Here is a 22,492-nt window from a genome sequence, read left to right as displayed (position 1 = left end):
CACCGGTGTACCGATCGCCGGGTCACCGGTGACCCGGTACGGGTACGGGTACGGGTACGGGTACGGGTCAGACCACGCCCTGGGCCAGCATCGCGTCCGCGACCAGCTCGAAGCCCGCGATGTTCGCGCCCGTCACGTAGTCGCCGGGCCGGCCGTAGCGCTCGGCGGTGGTGAAGCAGGAGTCGTGGATGTGCTTCATGATCGCGGCCAGCCGCTCCTCGGTGCGCTCGAAGGTCCAGGAGTCGCGCGAGGCGTTCTGCTGCATCTCCAGCGCACTGGTCGCCACGCCGCCCGCGTTCGCCGCCTTGCCGGGACCGAACGCCGTCCCGCTCTCCTGGAACACCCGCACCGCCTCCGGGGTGGTCGGCATGTTGGCGCCCTCGGCGACCGCCAGCACGCCGCTGCGCACCAGGGCGAGCGCGTCGGCCTCGGTCAGCTCGTTCTGGGTGGCGCAGGGCAGCGCGACCTCACAGGGCACGCTCCACACACCCGGCCCCTCGACGAACGTGACGTGGCCGCCGCGCAGTTCGGCGTACTCGGAGACCCGGCCGCGGCGGACCTCCTTGACCTCCTTGAGCAGGGCGAGGTCGATGCCCTTCTCGTCCAGCACGTAGCCGGAGGAGTCGGAGCAGGTGAGCACCGTCGCGCCGAGCTGCTGCGCCTTCTCGATCGCGTAGAGCGCGACGTTGCCGGAGCCGGAGACGACCACCCGGCGCCCGTCCAGGCCGTCGCCGCGGCTGTGCAGCATCTCGGCGGTGAACAGCACGCAGCCGTAGCCGGTGGCTTCGGTCCTGACCTGAGCGCCGCCCCAGCCCAGGCCCTTGCCGGTGAGCACGCCGGACTCGTAGCGGTTGGTGATCCGCTTGTACTGGCCGAAGAGGTAGCCGATCTCCCGGCCGCCGACGCCGATGTCCCCGGCCGGCACGTCGGTGTGCTCGCCGAGGTGCCGGTACAGCTCGGTCATGAAGGACTGGCAGAACCGCATGATCTCGGCGTCCGAACGGCCCTTGGGGTCGAAGTCGGAGCCGCCCTTGCCGCCGCCGATCGACAGCCCGGTGAGCGCGTTCTTGAAGATCTGCTCGAAGCCGAGGAACTTGACGATGCCGAGGTTCACCGAGGGGTGGAAGCGCAGCCCGCCCTTGTACGGTCCGAGGGCGCTGCTGAACTCCACCCGGAAGCCGCGGTTGACGTGGATGTCGCCGGAGTCGTCCGTCCACGGCACCCGGAACATCAACTGCCGCTCGGGCTCGCAGATCCGCTCGATGATCCGGGCGTCGCGGAGTTCGGGGCGGCGGGCGAGCACCGGGGCCAGCGTCTCCAGCACCTCGTGCACGGCCTGGTGGAACTCGGTCTCGCCCTTGTTGCGGCGGACCACGTCCGCGTAGAGGGCCTCGATCGCGCGCTGTTCGGCCTCGAAGGACGGTGCGGAGGTGGAGGTTTGACGGCTCATGGGCATCTGATCAGGACCTTCCGTTTGTCGTCGGGTGGTCGTGCGCGGGCGTTCCCGTGCCCAGGAAACGGGAGGAAGTCTCGCGGTGTCCACACCCCGCACCGGCCTCCTTCCGGATGCCGGAACGATCTCGTGCGCCGGGCGGGAACAGCTGGGACGGGCGGGGTGTTGTGCGCCTCCGTACGCCTCCCCGCGCCTCCGTGTTCGCATCGGACCCCAGTGGTCCAGTTGTTCAAATTGGAACAACCGAGTACGGTCGACACCCGATCAGCCCGATCAGCCCGATCGGCCGATCACCCCGCTCCACCCGGTCAGCCCGTTCCGCCCGGATCCGAACCGACCCGGTCCACCCCGATCCCCGAAGGCCCGCCCATGCCCCAGCCCGGCCCCGCCACGGTGCGCTCGCGTGTGCGCATCCCGTTGACCTTCCCCGACGGCTACCGCGCCGAGGCGGAGGTCTTCACCTTCCACGACCTCGCCGACGGCGCCGAGCACCTGGCGCTCGCGCTCGGCGCCGTCCCCGAGGGCGGGACCCCGCTGGTTCGGCTGCACTCCGAGTGCCTGACCGGCGACGTCTTCGGCTCGGACCGCTGCGACTGCGGACCGCAGCTGCGCGAGGCGGTCGAGCGGATCAGCGAGGCCGGCGGGTACCTGCTCTACCTGCGCCAGGAGGGCCGGGGCATCGGCCTGTACAACAAGCTGGACGCGTACGCCCTGCAGGACTCCGGGTTGGACACCTACGACGCCAACACCGCGCTCGGCCTTCCCGAGGACGGCCGGGACTACACCGCCGCCGCCCAGATGCTCGCCGCGCTCGGCACCACCGGCGTCGACCTGCTGAGCAACAACCCCGACAAGGCGGCGCAGTTGGCCGACCTCGGGGTCACCGTGCGGCACCGGGTGCCGACGGGCGTGCACCTCTCGGCGAGCAACGTCCGGTACCTGACGGCGAAGGTGGAGCGGACGGGGCACTCGATCGAGCTGTCCCGGCTGGTCGGCTGAGCGGCCGACCCGAGTCCGCTGGTCGGTCGGGGAGCGCCCGGCGGCCGTCAGGCGTCGCGGAAGCCGATGACCCGTTTGACCACGCCGCGCAGCCGCCGGTCCGCCGCCGTCAGCGGCAGGCGCTCGCGGTAGTAGGCCGGGGAGGCCACCGGCCGCGCGCCGAAGCTCTGCTTGAACGCGGCCAGCGAGGAGTCGGGCCGGGCGTCGCCCATGTCGTAGACGAGGCTCCCGGCCGCGCACGCGTCCTCGACGGCGAGCCGGTGCAGCAGGTGGTTGGCGTGGACCGGGTGCGCCAGCCGCCGGTCCATCGCCCCGCGCCAGTACTTGGTGTGGGTGCCGTGCCGCAGCACGACGATCGCGGCCGCCGGCTCCCCGCCGCAGCGGGCCAGCCAGATCGCGCAGGAGTCGCCGAAGCGCTCCGCGACCGCCTCCAGCAGACGGGCCGGCTCCTCCCGCCGGTGGCGCCAGCGGGCCAGGGCCGCCGGCTCGTGCTGCTGCTCGGCCCAGCGGACGACCGACCGTTCGTGCAGACGCCGGAACTGCGGCACCAGCCGTCCGCCCCGGTCCACCTCCACCTCCACGTCCGCGCGTTCGGCCTGGCGCACCCCCCGGCGCACCCCCTGGTGGAAGCGGTGGGCCCACACCTCCTCGAAGCCGCCCGCCAGGTCGAGGAGGTAGGTGGTGCGGTCCACCGCCGCGAAGGCGCCCGGGACGGCCTCGTCCCAGACCGCACGGGCCGCCCGGGGGTTGAACCGCACGGCCACCCGGAGCGCGGGCCGGGCCGCGAGGTCCTCGAAGACCAGCCGGGCCTCCCCCGGGTCCGGCGTTCCGTCCGGGGTGTCCGGTACGACGGCGCCGCCGACGCCCCACCCGGGCCAGGACTCCTCCGTCAGCAGCCGCGCCGCCCGGCGGCGGTGCCGGACCAGTGGAACGAGGAGCCGCCGCCCGCTGTCGAAGCGGTACAGCCGGCTCGCGTCCGCCAGCGGCCAGGTCGCGCAGAGGCAGTCGAGCCAGGTCGGCGTCTGCGTCACCAGCGCACCGCCGTCGCGCTCGATCAGCTCCCACCACAGCTCGCGCGGCACCGGACTGGTCACCTCGACCCCGGCGGGAGGCTTCCTGGGCATGGAACGGGGGCTCCTCTCCGGCTCGAGTCTCCGGGCCCCCGCTCTCCAGGCTAGGCACGCGCCCCGGGCGCCCGCCCGCCCGACGCCCGTCCGACAAGCCGGGCACGCCGACACCCGCCCGACGGCCGGGCACCCCGACGCCCGCCCGACGGCCGGGCACCCCGACGCCCCCCGCCGGCCCGCCACCACGCGACGGCCGGGCGCCGCCCCGGGGCCCGGTCATAAAATGGGCGAGCCGGCCCCTACCGGCTGCGGGTCGCGTTCCCCACCGGGCGGGCCGGGGACGGGAGCAGCTGGTGGTGAGCAACCGGGCCGGCCCGTCGGCCGCCGCCCACCGGTCGGTGCGGTCGCGGGGCCGGGCGCTCCTCAACTCCGCCCGGGGCTACGACCCGCTGCTGCGCAACGCGCACCTGCTGACCCTCAGTTCGGTCCTGACCTCGCTGCTCGGAGCCCTCTACTGGGCGCTGGCGGCCCACTGGTACAGCCCGGCCACCGTCGGCCGCAACTCCGCCGCCGTCTCCGCGATGATGTTCCTCGGCGGGGTGGGCCAGCTGAACCTCGCCAACGCGATGGTGCGTTTCGTGCCCTCCGCCGGGCCGCGCACCGGGCGGCTGGTGGGGCTGGCCTACCTGGTGGCCGCGACGGTCACCCTGGCCTTCGCCGCCGGGCTGGTGCTGCTGATCCCCGTGGTCTCCCCGGGGCTCGGCTTCCTGCACGGCTGGGGTCTGGGCGCGGCCTTCGTGGTGGCCACCGGCGCCTACGCCATCTTCAACCTGCAGGACGGCGTCCTCACCGGTCTCCGGCGGGCGGACTGGGTGGCGCTGGAGAACGGGCTCTTCTCGGCCGAGAAGATCGGGTTGCTGGTCGCGTTCGCCGCCGTCGGCGCGGTGAACGGGATCCTGCTCTCCTGGATGATCGGGCTCGCCCTCGCCCTGGTGGTGACGAACGCCTTCGTCTTCGGCCGCGCGGTGCCCCGGCACCAACGGACCCCGCCGAAGGCCCGCGCGGACACCTCGGCGCCGACCTTCGGCTACCTCGCGGCCGACTACCTGGGGGCGATGTGCTGGCTGGCGGCGGTCAACCTGCCCGTCGTGATGGTGCTCAACCGGCTCGGCGCCGCCGACAGCGCGTACTTCTCACTGGCCTGGATGGTGCCGTTCGCGCTGTACTGCTTCAGCTCCAACATGGGCTACTCGCTGGTCGTGGAGTCGGCCCGGGACATCACCCGGCTCGACGACTACCGGCGGGTGCTGCGGCACTCCGGCCGGGTGCTGGTGGCCTCGGTCGTGCTGCTGATCGCCGTCTCCCCGTGGGTGCTGCGGCTGTTCGGCTCCGGTTACGCCCGCCACGGCACGGTCGTCCTGTGGCTGCTCGCCCTGTCCGCGCTGCCGAACCTGCTCAACACGACCGTGGTCGCGCTGTCGCGGGCCCGGCGCCGGATGGGCGTCGTGGTGGGCGTGCTCGGCGGGCTGTCGCTGCTGGTGCTGGGCCTGACCGAGGCGCTGCTGCCGGTGCTCGGCATCACCGGCGCGGGCGCGGCCTGGCTGATCGGCCAGACCGTCGTCGCGGCGGTGCTGCTCTGGCGCCGCTCCTGGTGGCTGCCCGCCCGGCAGTCGGCGCCCGGCCCGGCCGCCGAAGGACCCCGCGCCTAGGGCGGGCCGGCAACGGCCGGCCCGCAGCGACGGGGCCGGCCCTCAGCGGCGGCGCCGCAGGACGGTCCACCGGATGCCGAGGCAGCCGAGCGGCAGGGCGATCAGGACGGCGGCCCAGAAGGCGCTGTGGCCCCAGAGCTCCGCGACGGCGCCGTACAGCGGCTCGGCCACCGGGATGCGCAGCGCCTCCACCGGGCCGAGCGGCGGGGGTACGGCACCGAGCACCAGCGTGCCGAGCAGCCAGAGCGCGAACAGCCGCCGGGCGTTGGCGGGCCGGGCGAGCGTGGTGGCGGCCGACACGGCGGCCAGCAGGACGGTGAACCCGGCCTGGTACCCGGCCCCGACCTGGCCGGTGCCCCAGGACGCCGGGGTGGGGTGGTGCCCGGTGGCGGCCATGCGGACCTCGACGGCCGCCCAGAGCAGCACGACCAGGACGAAGGTGCTGCCGAGGGCGAACCGGACGCGCTCGCGCACGCCGGCGCCGGCCGGCCCCCAGTCCGTCGCGGAGGCTCCCGACCCGCCCGTACCGACCCTGCCGCCCGTACCGACCCTGCCGCCCGTACCGCCCGTACCGCCCGTACCGCCCGTACCGGGTCGCCCGGCGGTCCCGGCGGTCCCGGCGGGCCGGGAGAGCCGTCGCCACTGCTCGGCGGTCCGCTCCCGGGCGGTCCAGGCCGTCCGCATCAGCCGGGCGGCGCGTTCGACCAGCACCACGGCCAGGACGAGGCCCGCGGTGGCCGCCACCCCCGACCAACTGCCCATGCCGCCCTCGAAGGTGACCACCCGGTCCGCCACCGCCGGGGGCGGCTTGAGCACCGTCATCGGCGGCCCCAGCCGCAGGTAGCCGATCGCCCCGGCGCCGACCGCCGCCAGCGCCAGCGTCCCCCGGCCGACCTTGGCGGGGAAGCCGACCAGGATGACGGCGGCGGCCAGGGCCGCGCCCAGCTGCGGGGCCGCCCACCGGGCCGCGTGGTCGCCGGCGGTGCGCAGCCGGTCGCCGAGCAGGCCGTTCGGCAGGATCTTCAGCTGGTTCCCGGCGTCCACGCTGATCCGCGCCAGCGCCCCGGCCCAGAGCAGCAGCGCGAGGACGACGACCAGCAGCAGGGCCGCGGCCGCCTGGCGGGGCAGCGCGGTCCGGGCGTTCGACCACCAGATCCGGGCCCGGGGCGCCAGCCAGGCCCGCAGCCGCCCGGTCAGCGCCGCGGCGCCGCCCGTCCACCCGGTGGTACCGCTGCGCCCGCTGGTTCCGCTCTGCCCGGCCGTGGCGCCCTGCCCGGCGGGCGCGCGCCGGGCCCGCAGTGCCTCGGCGGCGATCAGGGTGGCGCAGCCGGCGACCGTCCCGGGGTCGGCGCGCACCGCGCGGCGGCGCAGCGCGGACCAGCGGCGCCGCACCCCGTCGGCCGGCTGCCGCCATGCGGCGGCCGTGACGGCGGACCAGGCGGCCAGCACGACGTCCACCACGGCCGCCGCCACCACGGCCATGGTGGCCGACACCCGCCAGGAGCGCGGCAGCCGGTGCAGCGCCGCGGGCAGCGGGGAGAGCCGGCCCAGCAGCCGGTGGTGCTCCTCGGGCTGGACGGTCAGCCAGACGGCCAGCCGGTACGCCTCGGCCCGTTCGTCGGTGCTCAGCCCGTCCCCGGTGCGGCGGCCGCCGCCGAGTTCCCGGGCGGCCCGGTCCGTCTCGACCACGACCTGCGGGACCCGGGCGAGGGCGAGCAGCCGTCCGCAGTGCTCGCCGTGGCACTCCGGGTGGTCGCAGTCGTAGCGGGCGGCGATGGCCGGTACGGAGGCGGCGAGCAGTTCGTCGACGAAGGCGACCGCGTCCGGCTCGGCGGCGATCCGGGTGAGGCCGGCCGAGTCGATCGCGCGCTCGCGGTAGACCGGGGCGGCGGAGGGCGCGAAGGCGGCGCCGAAGGCGAGCACGGCGAGCGCGGCGGCACTGCTCCTGCGGGCGCCGCGGGCGCTGTCGACCGCGCGGAGGTAGTGCAGGTCGAAGAGGGTGTCCCGGACCTCGTCGCGCAACCACACCAGCAGCTGCTGCGCGCCGCCGTCGACCAGCCATTCGGCGGCCTCCCCGGAGCGGTTGAGCATCGTCCAGGCCAGCACGGACGGGGCGTGGTACGGGTCGCCGAGGAAGGTGACCGGCCGGTGGACGTGGCCGCCCGCGTTGCCGCCGGCGGCGGGCTGGGGGCGCACCACGGCCGGGTTGCCGCCGGCCAGCCAGCTGGTGACCTGCGGGGCCCGCCAGCGGTGGGCGGGGTTCCTGGTCAGCAGGCCCTGGAGCAGCAGCAGTCGGCGCGGGTCGGCGACGGCGGAGAGGTTGAGGTTGACCCCCTCGCCGAAGACCAGGTCGTACTGCAGCACCTCGTCGCTCACCAGGTAGCCGTCCGCGTCCAGGTAGTGCGGTCGGCCGGTGAACAGTTCGTACAGCACGTTGCCCAGGCCCCACCACGGCCCGGCCGGGTGGTTGGCCCCGGCGAGCTGTTCGGGGGCCATGTAGGCGACGGTCACCTGCATCTCGGAGGAGAAGCTGCGGCTGGCGGTGAGCCGGGCGACGCCGCCGAAGTCCGAGATCACGAACTGCCCGGGGCCGCCGCCGGGGCGCACCAGGATGTTGGAGGGCTTGAAGTCCATCGGGTTGCGCTCGATCCGCCGCTGCCAGAAGTCGAGCATCGCGACGAGTTCGCGGACGATGTCCTCGGTCACCCGGGGGTCGGTGTTCCGCTGCTCGCTGAGCGCGGCGATGCGGTCGGCGAGGGTGAGCGGGAGGTACTCCATCGCCACCCAGTCGCAGCCGACCCCGGCGTGCTCGACCCGGCCGTAGTCGAAGATCTCCGGGACGTGCCGCCGGTAGGCCCGGTCGCGCAGGTGCTCCAGCAGCTCGACGTCCATGGCCTGGCCGGCCCGGGTGATCTTCACCGCGGCGTCCCCGCGGCCGTCCAGTCGCCGGACGTGCCAGACGGTGCCCTCGGTGCCCGATCCGGCGACCTTGTACGGCTCGTACCGGTCCAGCAGGGCGGCGGGGAAGGCGCCGCCGAAGTGGCCGCCGCGGGCGGGCGCCGGGCGGCGGGTGACCGTCCCCGGCGTCGCGTCGCGGGGCGGTTTGACCCTGGTCGGGGCCTCCGGGTCGGCCCCGCGGTCACGCGGCGGCTTGACCTTGGTCGGCGCCTCGGGGTCGGTTCCCCGGTCGCGGGGCGGTTTGACCCTGGTCGGCGCGTCGGGGTCGGCCCGGAACCGCTTGAGCCGCGAGGGCGGTCCGGGTACCCGGGTGGTGTCGGCTTCGGGTCGGCCCCAGGGCCGCCGGTCCACCCGTGTGCGCGGTCCCGCATCCGTCGGCGCGCCGTCGGCCATCCTGCCGTTCCCCCTCCTGCCGGCCAGTCCCTTGAGTCGCCATCATGTCGCAGGCGGACACGGTGGGTTGCCGAGTTCGACCGCTTTCGAGCAGCCCTGTGGCCAAGCCGTTACCCGCCTCCGGCCGGACCCCCGGCGGGCTCGACGCGGCGGGCTCAGGACGACGGCCGGCGGCCCCGGACGGGCGGCGGGCGGTGACGGTCGGTCCGCGCGCCGTCACTCGGGTGGCTCAGGGGGGCGGCCGGGGCGCCGGTTGCCTAGAGTGGTGAGGACTAGCGACTGCACGGCCCCGAGGGCGTTCGTCTCCGCCTTCGGAGCTGACGGGAGTCCAGGGATGAACGAAGCGCGAACCGAGCCGGCCGACGGGGCGCTGACACCCGTGGACCTGCACCTCACGGTGCCGGAACTGACCGACCGCCTGCTCGGGTACGCCGCCGGTGGGCAGTGGCTGGACGCCTTCCTGACGAGCGCCGGACTGGTCCAGGCCGTCGAGGACGTGCTGGAGGGCACCGCGTGGCGGCCCCGCCGGCTGGTGGAGCACCTGGCGAAGGGCGGCCGGCCCGCCGCGGTCGGCCCGGCCCGGGCCGGGCTGCGGGCGGCGACCGGGCTGTGGCTGGCCGCCCCGCCGGCCCGCGAGCTGCGCGGCTGGTGCCGGGAGGTGGCCGCGCTGCGCGACCGCCTGGCGCTGCGGGCACTCCACCCCGGGACGCCGGATCCGGGCGCCGCTCCGGACGCCGCTCCGGACGCCGGTCCTGCCGCGGAGCCGGCCGTCGCGGTGGCCTTCCCGTCCGGACTGCCCGGGGCCCGCCGGCTGCTCGCCGGGGCGGTGCAGCGCCCGCCCGCCTGCTTCCGCAGCTTCGACCAGCACCCGCGGGACTGCGTCGCGCTGGCCCGGCTGGTCGCCGCCCGCCACCCGGACCGGGACCGCCCGGTGCTGGTCCTCGGCGTGCGCACCTCGGGCAGCTACCTCGCGCCGCTGCTCGCGGCGGAGCTGCGCCGGCTCGGCTACCGGTCCCCGACCGTCGCCACCACCCGCCCGGGCTCGGCCCTGCTGCCCGGGCGGTCGGCCCTGGAGCGCGACCTCCGGCGGCGGGCCGCCCTGCTGCTGCTCGTCGACGACCCGCCGGTGACCGGCGGCTCCCTGGCGGGCCTGGCCGCGCTGGCGGTCCGCCGCGGCTTCGAACCGGCGGCGGTCGTCCCCGTCCTCGCGACCCTCGACGAGGCCGGCGCGCTGCCGCCCGCCCTGCGCGGCCTGCCCTGCGTGACCCTGCCGGGCCGCGACTGGCACGTGCGGACGCTGCTCGCCCCCGAGTCCCTGGCCGCCCTGCTGCCCCGGCTGCTGCCGCCCGGGCAGCGCCTGCTGGACCTCACCGTCGGCACCCCCGGGCGGCTCGCCCGCCGCACCCACCTGGCGGTGCCGTGCACGGCCCGGGTGGCCGGACCGGACGGCGGTGTACGGAGCCTGCCGCTGCTCGCCGAGTGGACCGGTGTCGGCTACTTCGGGGCGTACGCGCCCACGCTGGCCGGGGCGCTCGCCGGGCTCGTCCCGGAACCGCTCGGCTTCGCCGACGGCGTGCTGGTCCGCCACCGGCCGCAGGACAGGCGGCAGGACGGACCGGCTAACGGGTCGCAGGAGAGGCCGCAGGGCGGACCGGCGGACAGGCCGGCGGACGGGCGGGGCGTCCCCGCCGCCGAGGTCGCCGGGTACGTGGCCGCACGGCAGCGGCTGCTGGCCGTGCCCGCCGACCGGAGCCTGCGGCTGGCCGGGCGCGACCCGGTCTGGGAGGCCTCCGCCCGTCAGCTCGCGCCCGTCTTCGGGCGGCTGCACACCGTCCTGCGCCCGGTCCTGCTGGACCCGCTCACCCGCACCCTGCTGGCATCCCGCCGCCCCTGCGTGACCGACGGCCTCACCGCGCGCCACCGGTGGACGGCCGACGGCGGCGACGGCTGGCGCAAGACCGCCTACGCCGACGGCGCCTTCGGCCACCTCAACCTGGCCAGCTACGACGCCGCCTACGACCTCGCCGGCGCGGCCGCTCCGGACGACGGACGGGCCCGCCCCGCGCCCGACGACGAGACCGAGCTGCTCGCCGAGTACCGCCGGCTCACCGGGGAAGAGGTCTCCGCCGCCCGGTGGTGCCTGCTGCGGCTGGTCCAGGCCCGGTACGCCGCCGTCCGGGACGGCCTGCCGCCCTCCGAGCGGACCCGGGCCGACGCCCGGCGGGCCCAGGCCCGCGCGGCGCAGCGGTTCCTGGCCGGCCTCTACCTCGCGGACCTGGACGACCTCGCGGCCCCGGACGCCGAGCCCCGCGGTCGTTACTGCGTCCTCGACCTGGACGGCGTCCTGGAGTCGGACGTCCTCGGCTTCCCGGTCTCCGCCCCCGCGGGCATGCTGGCCCTGCGCGCGCTGCGCGTCCACGGCTACCGCACGGTGCTCGCCACCGGCCGCTCCGCCCCCGAGGTCGCCGACCGCTGCGCCGCCTACCGGCTGCCCGGCGGGGTGGCCGAGTACGGCGCGGTCCTGGTCGACGCGGTGGCCGGCAGCACCGAGGTCCTGCTCGACGACGCGCGCCGCCGGGCCGGTGACGGCGGGCTGCGCGAACGGCTGGGCGCCCTGGACCCGCCCGCCGTCACCGATCCGCTCGCCCGCTGGTGCGTGCGCGCCTCGGTCCGCGCGCCCGGGGACGGCCGACGGCGCGCCCTGCCGCCGGACGCCGTCGCCGCCCTCCTCGCCGAGGCGCCGTTCGGCGGGCTCTTCGAGACCGTACCGGGCCAGGCCCAGACCGACTTCGTCCCGCGCGGCGCCGGGAAGCTGGCCGGCACCCACGCCCTGCTGGCCCGGCTCGGGGCGGACGGCCCGCCCGCGCTGGCGGTCGGGGACGGCGTCGCCGACGTGGCCCTGCTCCGCTGGGCCGAGCACGGCGCCGCTCCGGCGAACGCGGAACCGGCCGTCCGCGCGGCGGGCGTTCCGGTGACCCGGCGTGCCTACCAGGCCGGACTGGCCGAGGCGGTGGGCGCCCTGATCGGGCACCGGCCCGGCGGCTGCCCGCGCTGCCGGGCACCGCGCGCGCCCGCCGACGCCCGCGCGCTGCTGGCCCTGCTGGCCGTCCCGGAGGCCGGCCGGGCCGGCGCGCCGCCGCGCCTCGCCCGCCTCGCGGTCCGGGCCGCGCAGGCCGGCCGCGCCGCGGGGGCCGCACCGGGCACCCGTGCCGCGGCGGCGGCCCGGCCGGGCGTACGGGTCGCCCCGACCACCTTGGCCGCACAGGCCGCACAGGCCGCACAAGCCGCACAAGCCGCGGACGCCGCGGACGCCGCGGACGCACCGACCGGCAGGGATCCGGCGAGATGAGCCCCGCGGTGCGGCGGCCGGCCCGCTCCCCCGAGTCGCGCGGATCGCGGCTCCGGTCCCTGCTGGCCACCGCCCGCCGGTACGACCCGCTGCCGGCCTCCCCCCGGGCCCTGCTGCCGCTGCGCCGCCCCCGGCTGCTCTACCGGCCCGTCGACCTGCTCACGGCCCACCGGATCGCCCGCCGGCTGGGGCTGGACGGCAGCTGCGCGCTGCGGCCCGGGGCCCCCGGCCTGGCCGACGTCCTGGTGCTCTCCCTGGACGGCCCCGCAGTGGACCGGCTCGCAGTGGACCGGCTCGGAGCGGACCGCCTCGGAGCGCCCCGGCTCGGTACCGACCGCCTCGGCACCGACCGCCGCGCCGTGGACGGCGTCCGCGCGGGCGGCCTGGGCGCAGAGGGCCCCGGCGGCTCACCGGCCCGGGCCCGGCTGGCGGTCAAGCACGCCCGGAGCGGCCACGCCGTCGCCTCCCTCGACCACGAGTGGCGGGTGCTGGAGACGCTGGCCGACGACGACCGGCTCGGCGGCTGGCGCACGCTCGTCCCCGTCCCGGTCCGGCGGGAGCTGACCGGACGACTGCCGTTGATCACCGAGAGCTGGCTGCCCGGGACCACCGCCGACCGGCTGCTGCGGCAGGACCCGGGCGCCGCCGTCCGGATCGCCGAGCGCGCGCTCACCGCCATCGCCGGGCTGCACCGGGCCACCGGACGCACCGAGACCGCCACCGAGCGGCTGGCGGCCTGGGTGGACGAGCCGCTGGCCGTGCTGGGCACCGGCATCCCCTGGTGCCGGTCCGGCACCGGGGCCGCCGGACTGGCCGGCGTCCGCACCCGGCTGCGCGCCGGTCTGGCCGGCACCGAGACCACCGTCGCCTGGACCCACGCCGACTTCCACGCGGGCAACGTCCTGCTGGACGAGCGGGACGGCCGGGTCACCGGGGTGATCGACTGGGGCGGGGCCCGGCCGGACGGGCCCTGCGCCATCGACGCGTACACCTTCGTGATCGCGCTGATCTGCCGCCGCGAGGGCCGCCAGCTCGGGAGCGCCGTGTGCGAGGTGGTGCGCCGCGGCGCGCTGCCCGGCCCGGACCTCGCCCTGATCCGCGGCACCCGCGCCGGCCTCGTGGACCTGCGCCGCGGCGGCCCGGCCGGGCCGCCGGACGAGGCCGTGCTGCCCCTGCTGACCTGGCTCTGGCACATCGTCTCGAACCTCACCAAGTCCCCCCGCTACGCGCGCAGCCACTGGTGGGTGACCCGCAACGTGACCCCGCTCCTGGAGGAGGCCGCCCGATGGCCGGCGACCCGGCCGTGACGCCGCTGCCGGCGCCGAGGCCGGACCCGCCCACCGGGGCGGCACAGGCCCCGCCCGGGTGGTCCGCCCGCCTGCCCACCCTGGCGGCCCGGGCGCTGCTGCCGGTCTCCCTGGTCGTCTGGCTGGTGTCGCTGCGCCGCGTCCGCCTGGACCGGATGGGCGACCTCGGCCTGCTGCAGGTGCTGCCCGTCCTGTACTGGGTCGCGGCCGGCCTGCTGACCGCGGGCTTCGTGCTCGCCCTGCGGAACCGCCGCATCCGCTCCTGGTGGCTCGCCGGGTACACCCTGGCCCTGATCGCGGTCATCCACGCCACGCCCACGCTGCTCTACGCCAACCTGCGGTACCCCTGGGCCTGGAAGCACGTCGCGGTGATCGACGCGATGCTCCGCCACGGCGGTCCCGTCCCGCACGCCGGCCTGCTGGACCCGTACAACCAGTGGCCGGGGTTCTTCATCGTCAACGGCCTGTTGCTGCGGGCCACCGGCCTGCACTCGGCGCTCGGGTACGCGAGTTGGGGCCCTCCGCTGTTCAACGCCCTGCTGCTGGCCCCGCTGCTGCTGCTGTACCGGGCGATCAGCTCCGACCGGACGCTGGTCTGGGGGGCGGTCTGGATCTACTACTCCTGCTCCTGGGTCGGCCAGGACTACTTCTCCCCGCAGGCCTTCGCGCTGGTGATGTACCTCGCCGTGATCGCCTCGGTGGTCCACCGACTGCCCGACCGGCCCGTCCCGCGCGCGCCCGGACCGGCCCCGCCGGGCGGGGCGCACCGGTCCGCCGCGCCCGCGTCGCCCGCGGCGGGAGTCGGCGTCCAGGCCGGCGGCTGGGGGCCGCTCCGGCTGCCGATGGTCCTGGTGCTGGAGGCCGCGATCGTCTGCTCGCACCAGCTCACCCCGCTGATGCTGATCAGCTCGCTGGCCGCGCTGGCGGTGCCGCGCCGCAACCGGCGGGTGGTGCTGCCGCCGCTGCTGGCCGCGGTGGCGATGACGGTGGTGTGGGACGCCACGGTGGCGCGCCCGTACCTGGCGGCCAACCTCGGCCAGTTCACCCGGGCGCTGATCAGACCGGACTCCAACGTCGGCTCCGGGTTCGCCAACCTCGGGATCGTCTCGCCGGACCAGGTGATGGTCGGCTGGATCGACCGGGGGCTGTCGGCGGCGGTGGTCCTGCTGGCGGTGATCGGCTTCGTCCGCCGCCCCTGGATCCGGCGCACCCCGGTGCCGTACCTCGCGCTGGCCCCGATGCCGCTGCTGGCGGCCAACAGCTACGGCGGCGAGATGCTCTTCCGCGCCTACCTGTTCGCGCTGCCCGCTACCGCGTTCCTGGTCGCCGCGCTCGTGCTGCGGCCCACGCCGCGGCCGCGGCTGCGTTCGGCCTGCTCGCTGGTCCTGCTGCTGGCGCTGTTGGGCGGCCTGTTCTTCGGCTACGACAGCAAGGAGCGGATGAACTGGTTCACCAGCCGTGAGGTCGCCGCGACGAAGCAGCTGTTCGCGGCCGCGCCGCCGTACTCGGTGGTGGTCTCGGTGACCGGGGCCGTGCCGGGGGTCTACGAGCACTACGAGGACCACCCGGAGGTGCGGCTGGTCGAGACGACCGGGAAGACCAGAGAGCTGCTGACGCAGGACCCGCTGGGCGGGCTGGAGGCCGCGGTCGGCTTCACCCACCCGGGCGTGCCCGCCTACCTGATCCTGAGCCGGGCCCAGGCCGCCGAGTGCTCGCTGACCGGCCTGCTGCCCGCCGACACGGTGGACCGGCTGGCCGAGGTGCTCTCCCGGACGCCGGGCTTCGACCTCCTCTACAGCAACGCCGATGCCGAGGTCTACCGGTTCGTCCCCAACCCGCTGCCCGACCAGGTCCCGGCCGGCCCGGTACCGGCCCAGCCGCCCGCCCAGCCGCCGGGGCAGCCCTTCGTCCAGCCAGGAGGCGGCCCATGAACGGCAGCCCGTCCGCGCACGACACCCGGACCGGCTGGGCGCTGGCCCTCTCCGGCTGGGTGGCGCTGGCCGTCTACACGCTCGCCGACGCCAACCCGGTACGGGTGGCCGTGAGCACCGCGTTCCTGCTCCTCTGCCCGGGGCTGGCGGCGGTGCGGTCGGCCCGGCCCCGGCTGGCCGCGAGCGGCGCGCCGATGGGGCGGCTGGAGGCCTGGGTGCTGACGGTGGCCCTGAGCCTGGCCATCGACACGGTGATCACCATGGCCTTCTACCTGACCGGCGGGTTCATCAGCGGCTGGGCCCTGGCCGCGACGGCCGGCGCCACCACACTGCTGGCGCTGCCGCTCTGCCTGCCGCGCCGCGCCCGGCCCCCGGACGACGGCCCGCCCCCGCGGGACCGCACGCCGGAGCACCCCGCCCCCAAGCACCCCGCCCCCAAGCACCGGCGACGACGACGGCGGTGGTGGGGCACGGGCGGGGCCGGGGTGGCGGCCCTGCTGCTGGTCGCGGCCTGCGCCGGGGGCGGCACCGGGGGCGGCGACCCCGGCACGGCGCGGCCGAGCCCCGGGAGCGGCGGCGGGTCGAGCGGCCCCGACGGCGGCCCGGCCGCCCCGGCCGCGCCCGGCTCCTGGCACCTGGTCTTCGGCGACGCCTTCGACGGCAACCGGCTGAACCCGGCCGACTGGACCACCTGCTACGACTGGAACGACAACGGCTGCACCAACGCCGGCAACCACGAGCAGGAGTGGTACCGGCCGCAGCAGGTGACGGTGGGCGGCGGCGGCCTGACGCTCACCGCGAACCGGGAGAACACCCCGGGCAGCGACGGCAGGACCTACCCGTGGGCCTCGGGCATGGTCTCCACCGGCCGGGACTCCTGGAACGCGCAGCCCCGGCACACCTTCACGTACGGGTACTTCGCCGCCGCGGTGCGCATCCCGCCCGAGGCCGGCATGTTCCCGGCCTTCTGGCTCCTCCCGGCCTCCCGCACCACCCCGCCGGAGCTCGACGTCGCGGAGTTCATCTCCACCACCCAGTACGTCCAGATGACCGTGCACCACACCGGGCCGAACGGCGAGAACATCGACCAGTGGGAGCGCTACGGCCCGCAGGACTTCCCGGCGGGCTACCACGTGTTCGCGCTCGACTGGGAGCGTGACTCGCTCACCTGGTACGTCGACGGCGTGGAGCGCTACCGGGTGACGGATCCCGAGAAGGTCCCGGGCGTCCCGATGGAGGTGCTGATCAACCTGGCCGTCGGCTACCCCAGCTCACCGCCGCAGAACGTCGACTCGGCGCGGATGGCGGTGGACTGGGTGCAGGTCTGGCAGCACTGAGCCCCGCCCTCGCGCCCCTCGCCCGGCACGCCCTCGCGCCCCTCGCACGGCACGCCCTCGCGGCACGCGCTCGCGGCACCGGCGGCACGCCCGCTCAGGCCGACGGCGGCCCGCCCACCGGTCGGCCGAGCGCGGCCCGGCCCCGGCGGTACGCCCGCCACCCCCGGGTCCGCAGCCGCTCCGGGTACGGCGCCACCGGGGCGCCCACGCCGTCCACCCAGCCCTGGAAGACCTCGACCGAGGTGTCCGCGCGGACCATCAGCCGGGAGATCCGCAGCGGCTCGTCCCCCTCCGAGCTGAAGGCGTTGCCGACCGCGCAGGCGGCGGTCCAGCCGGCCTCCCGGACCTTGCGGCGCACCGCGACGCTCGAATAGCCGTGGGGGTAGGCGAACGCGGTGACCTGGTGGCCCACCGCGTCCTCCAGCTCCCGCTTGCAGCCGCTCACCTCCTCCCACACCCGCCGGCCGCGCACCGCGTCCAGCTGGGGGTGGGTGCGGGTGTGGCCGCCGATCTCGACGCCGAGGGCGTCGAGGGTGGCGACCTGGCGCCAGTTCAGCATCGGGGCGGGCGGCAGCAGGCTGCCGCCCTCGGGCGGGTGTCCGGGGACGTGGACGGACCCGGTGGTGACGAAAAGGGTGGCCGACAGGTCCCGTTCGCTCAGCATCGGGGCGACCGTCCAGTAGAAGTCGGCGAAGCCGTCGTCGAAGGTGAGCACCGCGCAGCGCTCCGGCAGCGGGGGCCCGCCGCGCAGGGCCGAGACCAGTCGGCGCAGCGGGACGACGCGGCGTCCCGAGGCCAGCAGCCGGTCGAGCTGCTCGGTGAAGACCCGCGGGGTCACCGTGTAGCGGGCGATCCAGTCGGGCGGGTCGTCCGCGACCGAGTGGTAGAGCAGGACCGGTACGGCGGTCATGGCGCGCCCCCGGCGACCGCCGGGGCCACCGCCGCCTCGGGGCGGGACGGGGAGCGTCCGGGCCACCCTGCGGTGATCCGCCCGACGCCGTAGCCGAGCACGGTGTACGCCACTCCCCCGGCCAGGGCGGCGAGTTCGCGGGCAGCGGCGGCGGTCGGCCGCAGGCAGCGGGCGAGCGCCGCCGGGACGGTCGAGGTGAGGTAGCGGCGTTCGCTGGAGAGCGCGGCCCGGGCCCCGCTGTGCCGGGCCACGACGGCCTTGGAACGGCCCTCGGCGTAGCAGCGGGAGCGGAAGTAGGCCCAGGTGGACCGGGCCGCCGGGACGTGGTGGTGGACGACGGCGGCGGGCTCGTGGAGCAGCCGGGCCCGAGGGTGCCGTTCGGCCAGCCGCAGGCACAGTTCGGTCTCCTCACAGCCGAGCGGCCGGGTGCCGACGCGGCCGAGGTCGGTCCGGAAGCCGCCGACGGCGAGCAGTGCGGTGCGCCGGAAGGACATGTTGGCGCCGATGAAGTTCCGTACGGACGCCCGGTGTTCGGGCAGGCCGCGGTAGGAGCAGCCGACCACCCAGTCGAACTCGGCCGGGAACCAGGGCGGGCGCCCGCCGTCCCAGCGCGGCACCACGAGGCCGCCGACCCCGTCCACGTCCGGGTCCCGGTAGGGGGCGAGCAGGTGGGTGGTCCAGTCGGGCTCCGCGGCGGCGTCGTCGTCGAGGAAGGCGACGACGTCGCACCGGGCCGCGGTGACGCCGGTGTTGCGGGCGCCGGACAGGCCGCGCCGGTGGCGGTTGGGCAGCACCCGGACGCCCGGGAAGGCCGCCTCCGCCCGCCGGGCGAGCTCCGGGCAGTGGTCGCAGACCAGCAGGACCTCGTCGGGGGGCCGGTGCTGGGCGTGCAGCGAGCCGATCGCGGCGCGCAGGTCGTCCCAGCGGTCCAGGGTGTAGGCGCAGACCACGACGGACAGTCCCGGGGTGTTCACGGCCGTCTCCGTTCGGGGGTCGGGAGCCAGCGCGGCAGGGTGCACAGCAGCGGGACGGCGACGGCGGTGGCCGCGATCAGCCAGGCCAGGCCGGCGCCGACCAGGCCGAGCCGCGGCAGCAGCCAGGCCGTCAGGCCGAGGACCAGCGCGCAGTACACCCCCTGCAGGCCGACGATCAGGCCCAGCCGCTGCCGGGCCCGGGCCGCGTCGACGGCGAGGCTGACCAGGAGGTTCGGCAGGGCGGCCAGGGCCAGCAGGCGCAGGACGGCGGTGCCGTGGTCGGCGTACTCCGCGCCGAACCGGGACAGCAGCCAGGGCGCGGCCACCACGGTGACCAGCACGCCGGCCGCGACCAGGGCGCCGGTGTGCCGCAGCACCCGCAGGCCGTGCTCGGCGAGCCGCCCGGGGGCCCGCGCGGCCTCGACGATCAACGAGCTGCCCATGTTGAGGGCGATCAGGTGGAAGGTGTACGCGATCACCCAGGGGAGCGAGTAGTAGGCGCTCTGCTCCGGACCGAGCGTGTCCAGCACGTACAGCGGCACGACGGTGGCGGCGGCCAGCCGCAGCAGGGCGCCGAGGTAGTCCGCGGTCGCGTAGCGGGCGAGCCGCGGGACTTCCGGGCTCCCGGTGCCGCCGCCCGGACCCTCCGAACCGCTCGTCCCGCCTGTCCCGCCCGTCCCGCCCGGCGCGGGTGGGCCGGTGACGCGAGGGCCGGTGACCTGAGGGACGGCGGCCTGAGGGCCGGTGACCTGAGGGCCGGTGACCTGAGGGGCGGTGACCTGAGGGGCGGTGACCTGAGGGGCGGTGACGGCGGGCAGCAGCCGGCGGAACAGCAGCAGGTTGGCGACGACCAGGGCGACCAGCAGCGCCCCGGACCACGCGAGCACGATCCCGGTGTGCAGCGCCCAGCCCGCCAGGGCGGCGAGCAGCACGAGTTTGACGGCCGCGAACAGCGCGTTCTCGCCGAGCACCCAGCCCGGGCGGCGCAGTCCGGTGAGCGCGCCGTCCTGGAGGACGAAGAGCGTGTAGCCGGCGGTCAGGGCGACGAAGGCGACGGCGGCCGGCGGGCTGCGCAGGAAGCCGAGTCCGGGGGCGACCACCGGCACCAGTCCGATGAAGACGGCGCCGACCAGGACGTCGGCGGCGGTGGCGACCAGGTAGCAGCGGACCAGCAGGCCGCGGGTGCGCCGGCCGGCCGTGGGCAGGAAGCGGACCAGGACGTCCGCGAGGTTGAGCTGGCCGACCTCGGAGAGCAGCATCGCCGCCGAGAGCACGGCGTAGGCGAGACCGACGTACTGCGCGCCGTACCAGCGGGTGGCGAGCATCCAGAAGACCGCGCCGAAGCCGGCGGTGAGGATCGAACTGGCGGTCAGCACGTGGCCGTTGCGCAGCAGCGGCTCTCCGGCGGTGGCGGCCCGCAACCGGGCCCGCAGCAGGGTGGCGTAGGAGCACTCGCAGGGCAGCGGAAGCGGGCAGGAGCAGGGCCGGCCCCGGGCGGGCGCCGTGGCCGTGGACCCGGTGGCCGTGGACCCGGTGGCCGTGGACCCGGCCGGCCCGGTGGCGGTGGTGGGCGCGGACACGGCGGGCTCACCCCGCCGCCCGCGCGCCGGCCCGGGCGAGGTGGACGCTGCGCGCGTACCCCACCGGGCCGTACAGCAGCCCCTGGAGTTCCCGTCGGGCCAGGTGCCAGGTCGGGCGGTGCCCGGACGCGCATCCGGGGTCCGGCCGGGTGCGGGCGCGGTGGGCCGCGTAGCGCAGCCCGCCGGGCAGGCGGCGCAACAGCGCGGGCAGCATGGCCGGTTCGTGGTGCAGGGCGGCCGCGAGATAGGCGCCGAAGCCGACGCCGTAGCCGAAGGCCTGGTCGGGCAGCGCGTCCATGGTGCGCCGGTGGCGGTGCCAGACGATGGCGTCGGGGGCGTACGCGAGGGCCTGGCCGGCCACCAGGATGCGGAAGAAGGCGAGCAGGTCGTCGCCACCGCGGGCCGGGGTGCCGGTGCCGGTGGCGGGGTCGAAGCCACCGAGGGCGCGCAGCCGGGCGGTGCGGAAGGCCATGTTGGCCCCGGAGCCGAACCGGCCGGCGGCGAACGGGAAGAGCGGGTCGGCCTGCCGGTCGTCGAGGGTCCAGGTGCGGGCGGCGAACCCCTTGGCGAAGCCGCCGTGGTGCTCCAGCGCGACCTGGGCGGGGGTGTCCAGCTCGGCGGGCAGGATCAGTCCGGTGACGCAGCCGATCAGCTCGTCCTCGGCGAAGGTCTGGACCAGGGCCTCGATCCAGCCGGGGTCGACGAGGGTGTCGTCGTCGGTGAAGGCGGTGATCCCGCCGGTGGCCGCGGCGAGACCGGTGTTGTGGGCCCGGGCCAGGCCCGCCACCGGCTCGCGCAGGTAGCGGACCCGGCCCTCGTACCGGTCACGGACCAGTCGTTCGGCGGAGTCGTCGGCGGGGGCGTTGTCCACGACGATGACCTCGACGCGCGGATAGCCGTTCCGCAGCAGGGAGTCGAGGCAGGACCGCAGCAAGCCCACCCGGTTGTGGGTGGCGACGACCACGCTGACCGTGACCGGGCCCGCGGGCACCCGGGCGCGGCCGACCCGACCGGGCCGCGCCGCGGGTGTCGCGGTGGACAGAGCGGGAACGCGCAGTTCCCGGTGGGCGGCGTCGACCAGCGCCCGGCGCAGTGCGGCGCTCTCGCCCGCGGCGCCGGTGGCCGTGACCAAGCCGAGCGGGTGTCCGTGCAGCCGCACCAACGCCAACACGCGGCCGACCGGGTCGACGGCACCGAGACCGCCGGGCGAGCGCAGCCCGCTCGATTCGTCCAGGTCCAGTTCGACGACGCGGGCGGGGGTGTGGAGCGAGTCGCGGACGGCGGGGCGCGGGCAGGCTGCTGCGGTGCGCCGGTCGGTGCCATTCATCAGCGCTCCCCTGCGGGTGCGGCCGCCGAGGGCCGGGCGCCGGGACGCTCGGCGATCAAGGTCCTCAGCACCCGGCGGCCGTCGGAGACGGCGTGCAGGTGGGACCGACCGCTGCGGCGGGGGAGTTCCAGGCTCGGCACTTCGGCGATCCGCAGCCCGGAGCGCAGCGCGTGCGCGATCATCTCGGCCTCGATCTCGAAGCCGGTGGACCGCAGGTCGAGCGCGTCCAGGAAGGAGCGGCGGAAGGCGCAGTAGCCGTAGCACAGGTCGGTGAGGCGGGCGTCGTAGAGGCGGTTGACGACGGCGAGCAGGGCGCGGTTCCCGAGCGCGCGGATCGGGGTGAGGTCCAGCGAACCGCCGCCGGCGATGCAGCGGGAGCCCTTCACGAAGTCGAAGCCGTGGTCGAGGAAGTGCAGGTAGTGGGGGATCTCGCCGGGCCACATGGAGCCGTCGGCGTCCATCATGACGACGTACTCGCCGGTCGCCGCGGCGAACCCGGTGCGCAGGGCGTTGCCCTTGCCGGGGCCGCTCTGCTGGACGCTGCGGACGGTCGGCAGGCACTGCCTGGCCATCGGGACGGTCGCGTCGCTGGACGCGCCGTCGACCAGGATGACCTCGTCGACGCAGCGCGGGATCTGCTCGAAGACCCAGGCGATGTTGCGGGCCTCGTTCTGCGCGGGGACGACCAGGCTGACGGTGTGGGTGGTGACGACGCCGTCGCCGGCGCGGCGCATCGGACGGCGCTCGGCGACGCGGTCGCCGGCCCGGCGGTGCGGGTGACGGTCCCCGTTGTGCTCGGGGTGCTCGGGGGGCCGTCCGGCGTACGGGTACCGGGCGACGTCGGAGGGCAGGGTGGTGCTCATCGGGAAGCGGCCTCTCGGGCGGAGGCGGCGGGCGGGCGCCGGGCACGGCGCGGCCCCTGGGAGTGTGCTGAACGGGCGGCGGGCGCGGACGGATACGCGCGGGCCGAGCCCGGGGAAGCCCGTCGAAGGGCTGCCGGAAACGTTGAGAGCGCTGTGGCGGCCGGGTGGGGGTGCGCACCGCCGGGCTCTTCCGGCGCCGCGGGCGCCGGTCGTGCGAACTGGCTTACGGTCTACCGCACCTGGGGGTGCGAGCTATGCCAGGGCCTCATCGTCCGTCGGCACGGACAGTCACGTCAAGGGGTTTTTGTCCGGTTTTTACCGTAACTTCGCATGAC

At 76.4% G+C, this 22,492-nt stretch carries 14 protein-coding genes; 6 read left to right on the top strand and 8 right to left on the bottom strand.

Annotated features, from left to right (window positions below; translation table 11 throughout):
• Positions 1–67 precede the first annotated feature (67 nt).
• Positions 68–1,450 carry an NADP-specific glutamate dehydrogenase gene (gdhA, locus tag ACIRD3_RS02720; protein WP_402210463.1) on the bottom strand — a complete coding sequence of 461 codons (1,383 nt, stop codon included), beginning with the start codon at positions 1,448–1,450 and terminating at the stop codon, positions 68–70.
• Positions 1,451–1,822: 372 nt separating this feature from the next.
• On the opposite strand from gdhA, the gene ribA reads away from it, so the two are divergent.
• On the top strand, positions 1,823–2,452 hold the full coding sequence (gene ribA, locus ACIRD3_RS02715; RefSeq protein ID WP_402210460.1) for a GTP cyclohydrolase II: 630 nt from the start codon (positions 1,823–1,825) through the stop codon (positions 2,450–2,452).
• 47 nt (positions 2,453–2,499) lie between these two features.
• Here ribA and ACIRD3_RS02710 read toward each other — a convergent pair whose 3' ends face one another.
• Positions 2,500–3,576, bottom strand: coding sequence for a GNAT family N-acetyltransferase (locus ACIRD3_RS02710; RefSeq protein WP_402210457.1), 1,077 nt, complete (start codon positions 3,574–3,576; stop codon positions 2,500–2,502).
• Positions 3,577–3,872: 296 nt separating this feature from the next.
• Here ACIRD3_RS02710 and ACIRD3_RS02705 point away from each other — a divergent pair, with 296 nt between their 5' ends.
• Positions 3,873–5,228 carry a lipopolysaccharide biosynthesis protein gene (locus ACIRD3_RS02705; RefSeq protein ID WP_402210454.1) on the top strand — a complete coding sequence of 452 codons (1,356 nt, stop codon included), beginning with the start codon at positions 3,873–3,875 and terminating at the stop codon, positions 5,226–5,228.
• Positions 5,229–5,270: 42 nt separating this feature from the next.
• Here the strand turns inward: ACIRD3_RS02705 and ACIRD3_RS02700 are convergent, their stop codons facing one another.
• On the bottom strand, positions 5,271–8,537 hold the full coding sequence (locus ACIRD3_RS02700) for a hypothetical protein (protein ID WP_402210451.1): 3,267 nt from the start codon (positions 8,535–8,537) through the stop codon (positions 5,271–5,273).
• Positions 8,538–8,913: 376 nt separating this feature from the next.
• Between ACIRD3_RS02700 and ACIRD3_RS02695 the strand changes: the two genes are divergently transcribed.
• The 4 genes from ACIRD3_RS02695 to ACIRD3_RS02680 are packed head-to-tail and all read left to right on the top strand — an operon-like array spanning position 8,914 to position 16,503.
• Complete coding sequence (locus tag ACIRD3_RS02695) at positions 8,914–11,928, top strand: HAD family hydrolase (protein ID WP_402210448.1); 3,015 nt, start codon at positions 8,914–8,916, stop codon at positions 11,926–11,928.
• Entirely contained in the window at positions 11,925–13,235 is a 1,311-nt protein-coding gene (locus tag ACIRD3_RS02690) for a phosphotransferase family protein (protein WP_402210445.1), read from the top strand. The genes ACIRD3_RS02695 and ACIRD3_RS02690 overlap by 4 nt, the downstream gene beginning before the upstream one ends.
• Positions 13,214–15,166: a glycosyltransferase gene (locus ACIRD3_RS02685; protein WP_402210442.1), complete on the top strand. Its 1,953-nt coding sequence runs from the start codon at positions 13,214–13,216 to the stop codon at positions 15,164–15,166. The genes ACIRD3_RS02690 and ACIRD3_RS02685 overlap by 22 nt, the downstream gene beginning before the upstream one ends.
• Positions 15,163–16,503 (top strand): family 16 glycosylhydrolase, encoded by a 1,341-nt coding sequence (locus tag ACIRD3_RS02680; protein WP_402210439.1) that lies wholly within the window; start codon positions 15,163–15,165, stop codon positions 16,501–16,503. Before ACIRD3_RS02685 ends, ACIRD3_RS02680 begins: the two co-directional genes overlap by 4 nt.
• 94 nt (positions 16,504–16,597) lie before the next feature.
• Here ACIRD3_RS02680 and ACIRD3_RS02675 read toward each other — a convergent pair whose 3' ends face one another.
• From ACIRD3_RS02675 to ACIRD3_RS02655, 5 genes are read right to left on the bottom strand one after another with little or no spacing between them, the layout of a single operon-like run.
• Positions 16,598–17,413, bottom strand: coding sequence for a polysaccharide deacetylase family protein (locus tag ACIRD3_RS02675; protein ID WP_402210436.1), 816 nt, complete (start codon positions 17,411–17,413; stop codon positions 16,598–16,600).
• On the bottom strand, positions 17,410–18,387 hold the full coding sequence (locus tag ACIRD3_RS02670; RefSeq protein ID WP_402210434.1) for a glycosyltransferase family 2 protein: 978 nt from the start codon (positions 18,385–18,387) through the stop codon (positions 17,410–17,412). The genes ACIRD3_RS02675 and ACIRD3_RS02670 overlap by 4 nt, the downstream gene beginning before the upstream one ends.
• Positions 18,384–19,967: a lipopolysaccharide biosynthesis protein gene (locus ACIRD3_RS02665; protein WP_402210431.1), complete on the bottom strand. Its 1,584-nt coding sequence runs from the start codon at positions 19,965–19,967 to the stop codon at positions 18,384–18,386. Before ACIRD3_RS02665 ends, ACIRD3_RS02670 begins: the two co-directional genes overlap by 4 nt.
• 7 nt (positions 19,968–19,974) lie before the next feature.
• Positions 19,975–21,294, bottom strand: coding sequence for a glycosyltransferase family 2 protein (locus ACIRD3_RS02660; RefSeq protein ID WP_402210428.1), 1,320 nt, complete (start codon positions 21,292–21,294; stop codon positions 19,975–19,977).
• Positions 21,294–22,157, bottom strand: coding sequence for a glycosyltransferase family 2 protein (locus ACIRD3_RS02655; RefSeq protein WP_402210425.1), 864 nt, complete (start codon positions 22,155–22,157; stop codon positions 21,294–21,296). The genes ACIRD3_RS02660 and ACIRD3_RS02655 overlap by 1 nt, the downstream gene beginning before the upstream one ends.
• Between the last annotated feature and the right edge of the window lie 335 nt (positions 22,158–22,492).

It is taken from the genome of Kitasatospora sp. NPDC093550 (assembly GCF_044764985.1).
Classification (GTDB): Bacteria; Actinomycetota; Actinomycetes; order Streptomycetales; family Streptomycetaceae; genus Kitasatospora.
This window is presented reverse-complemented; position numbering and strand designations above follow the sequence as displayed.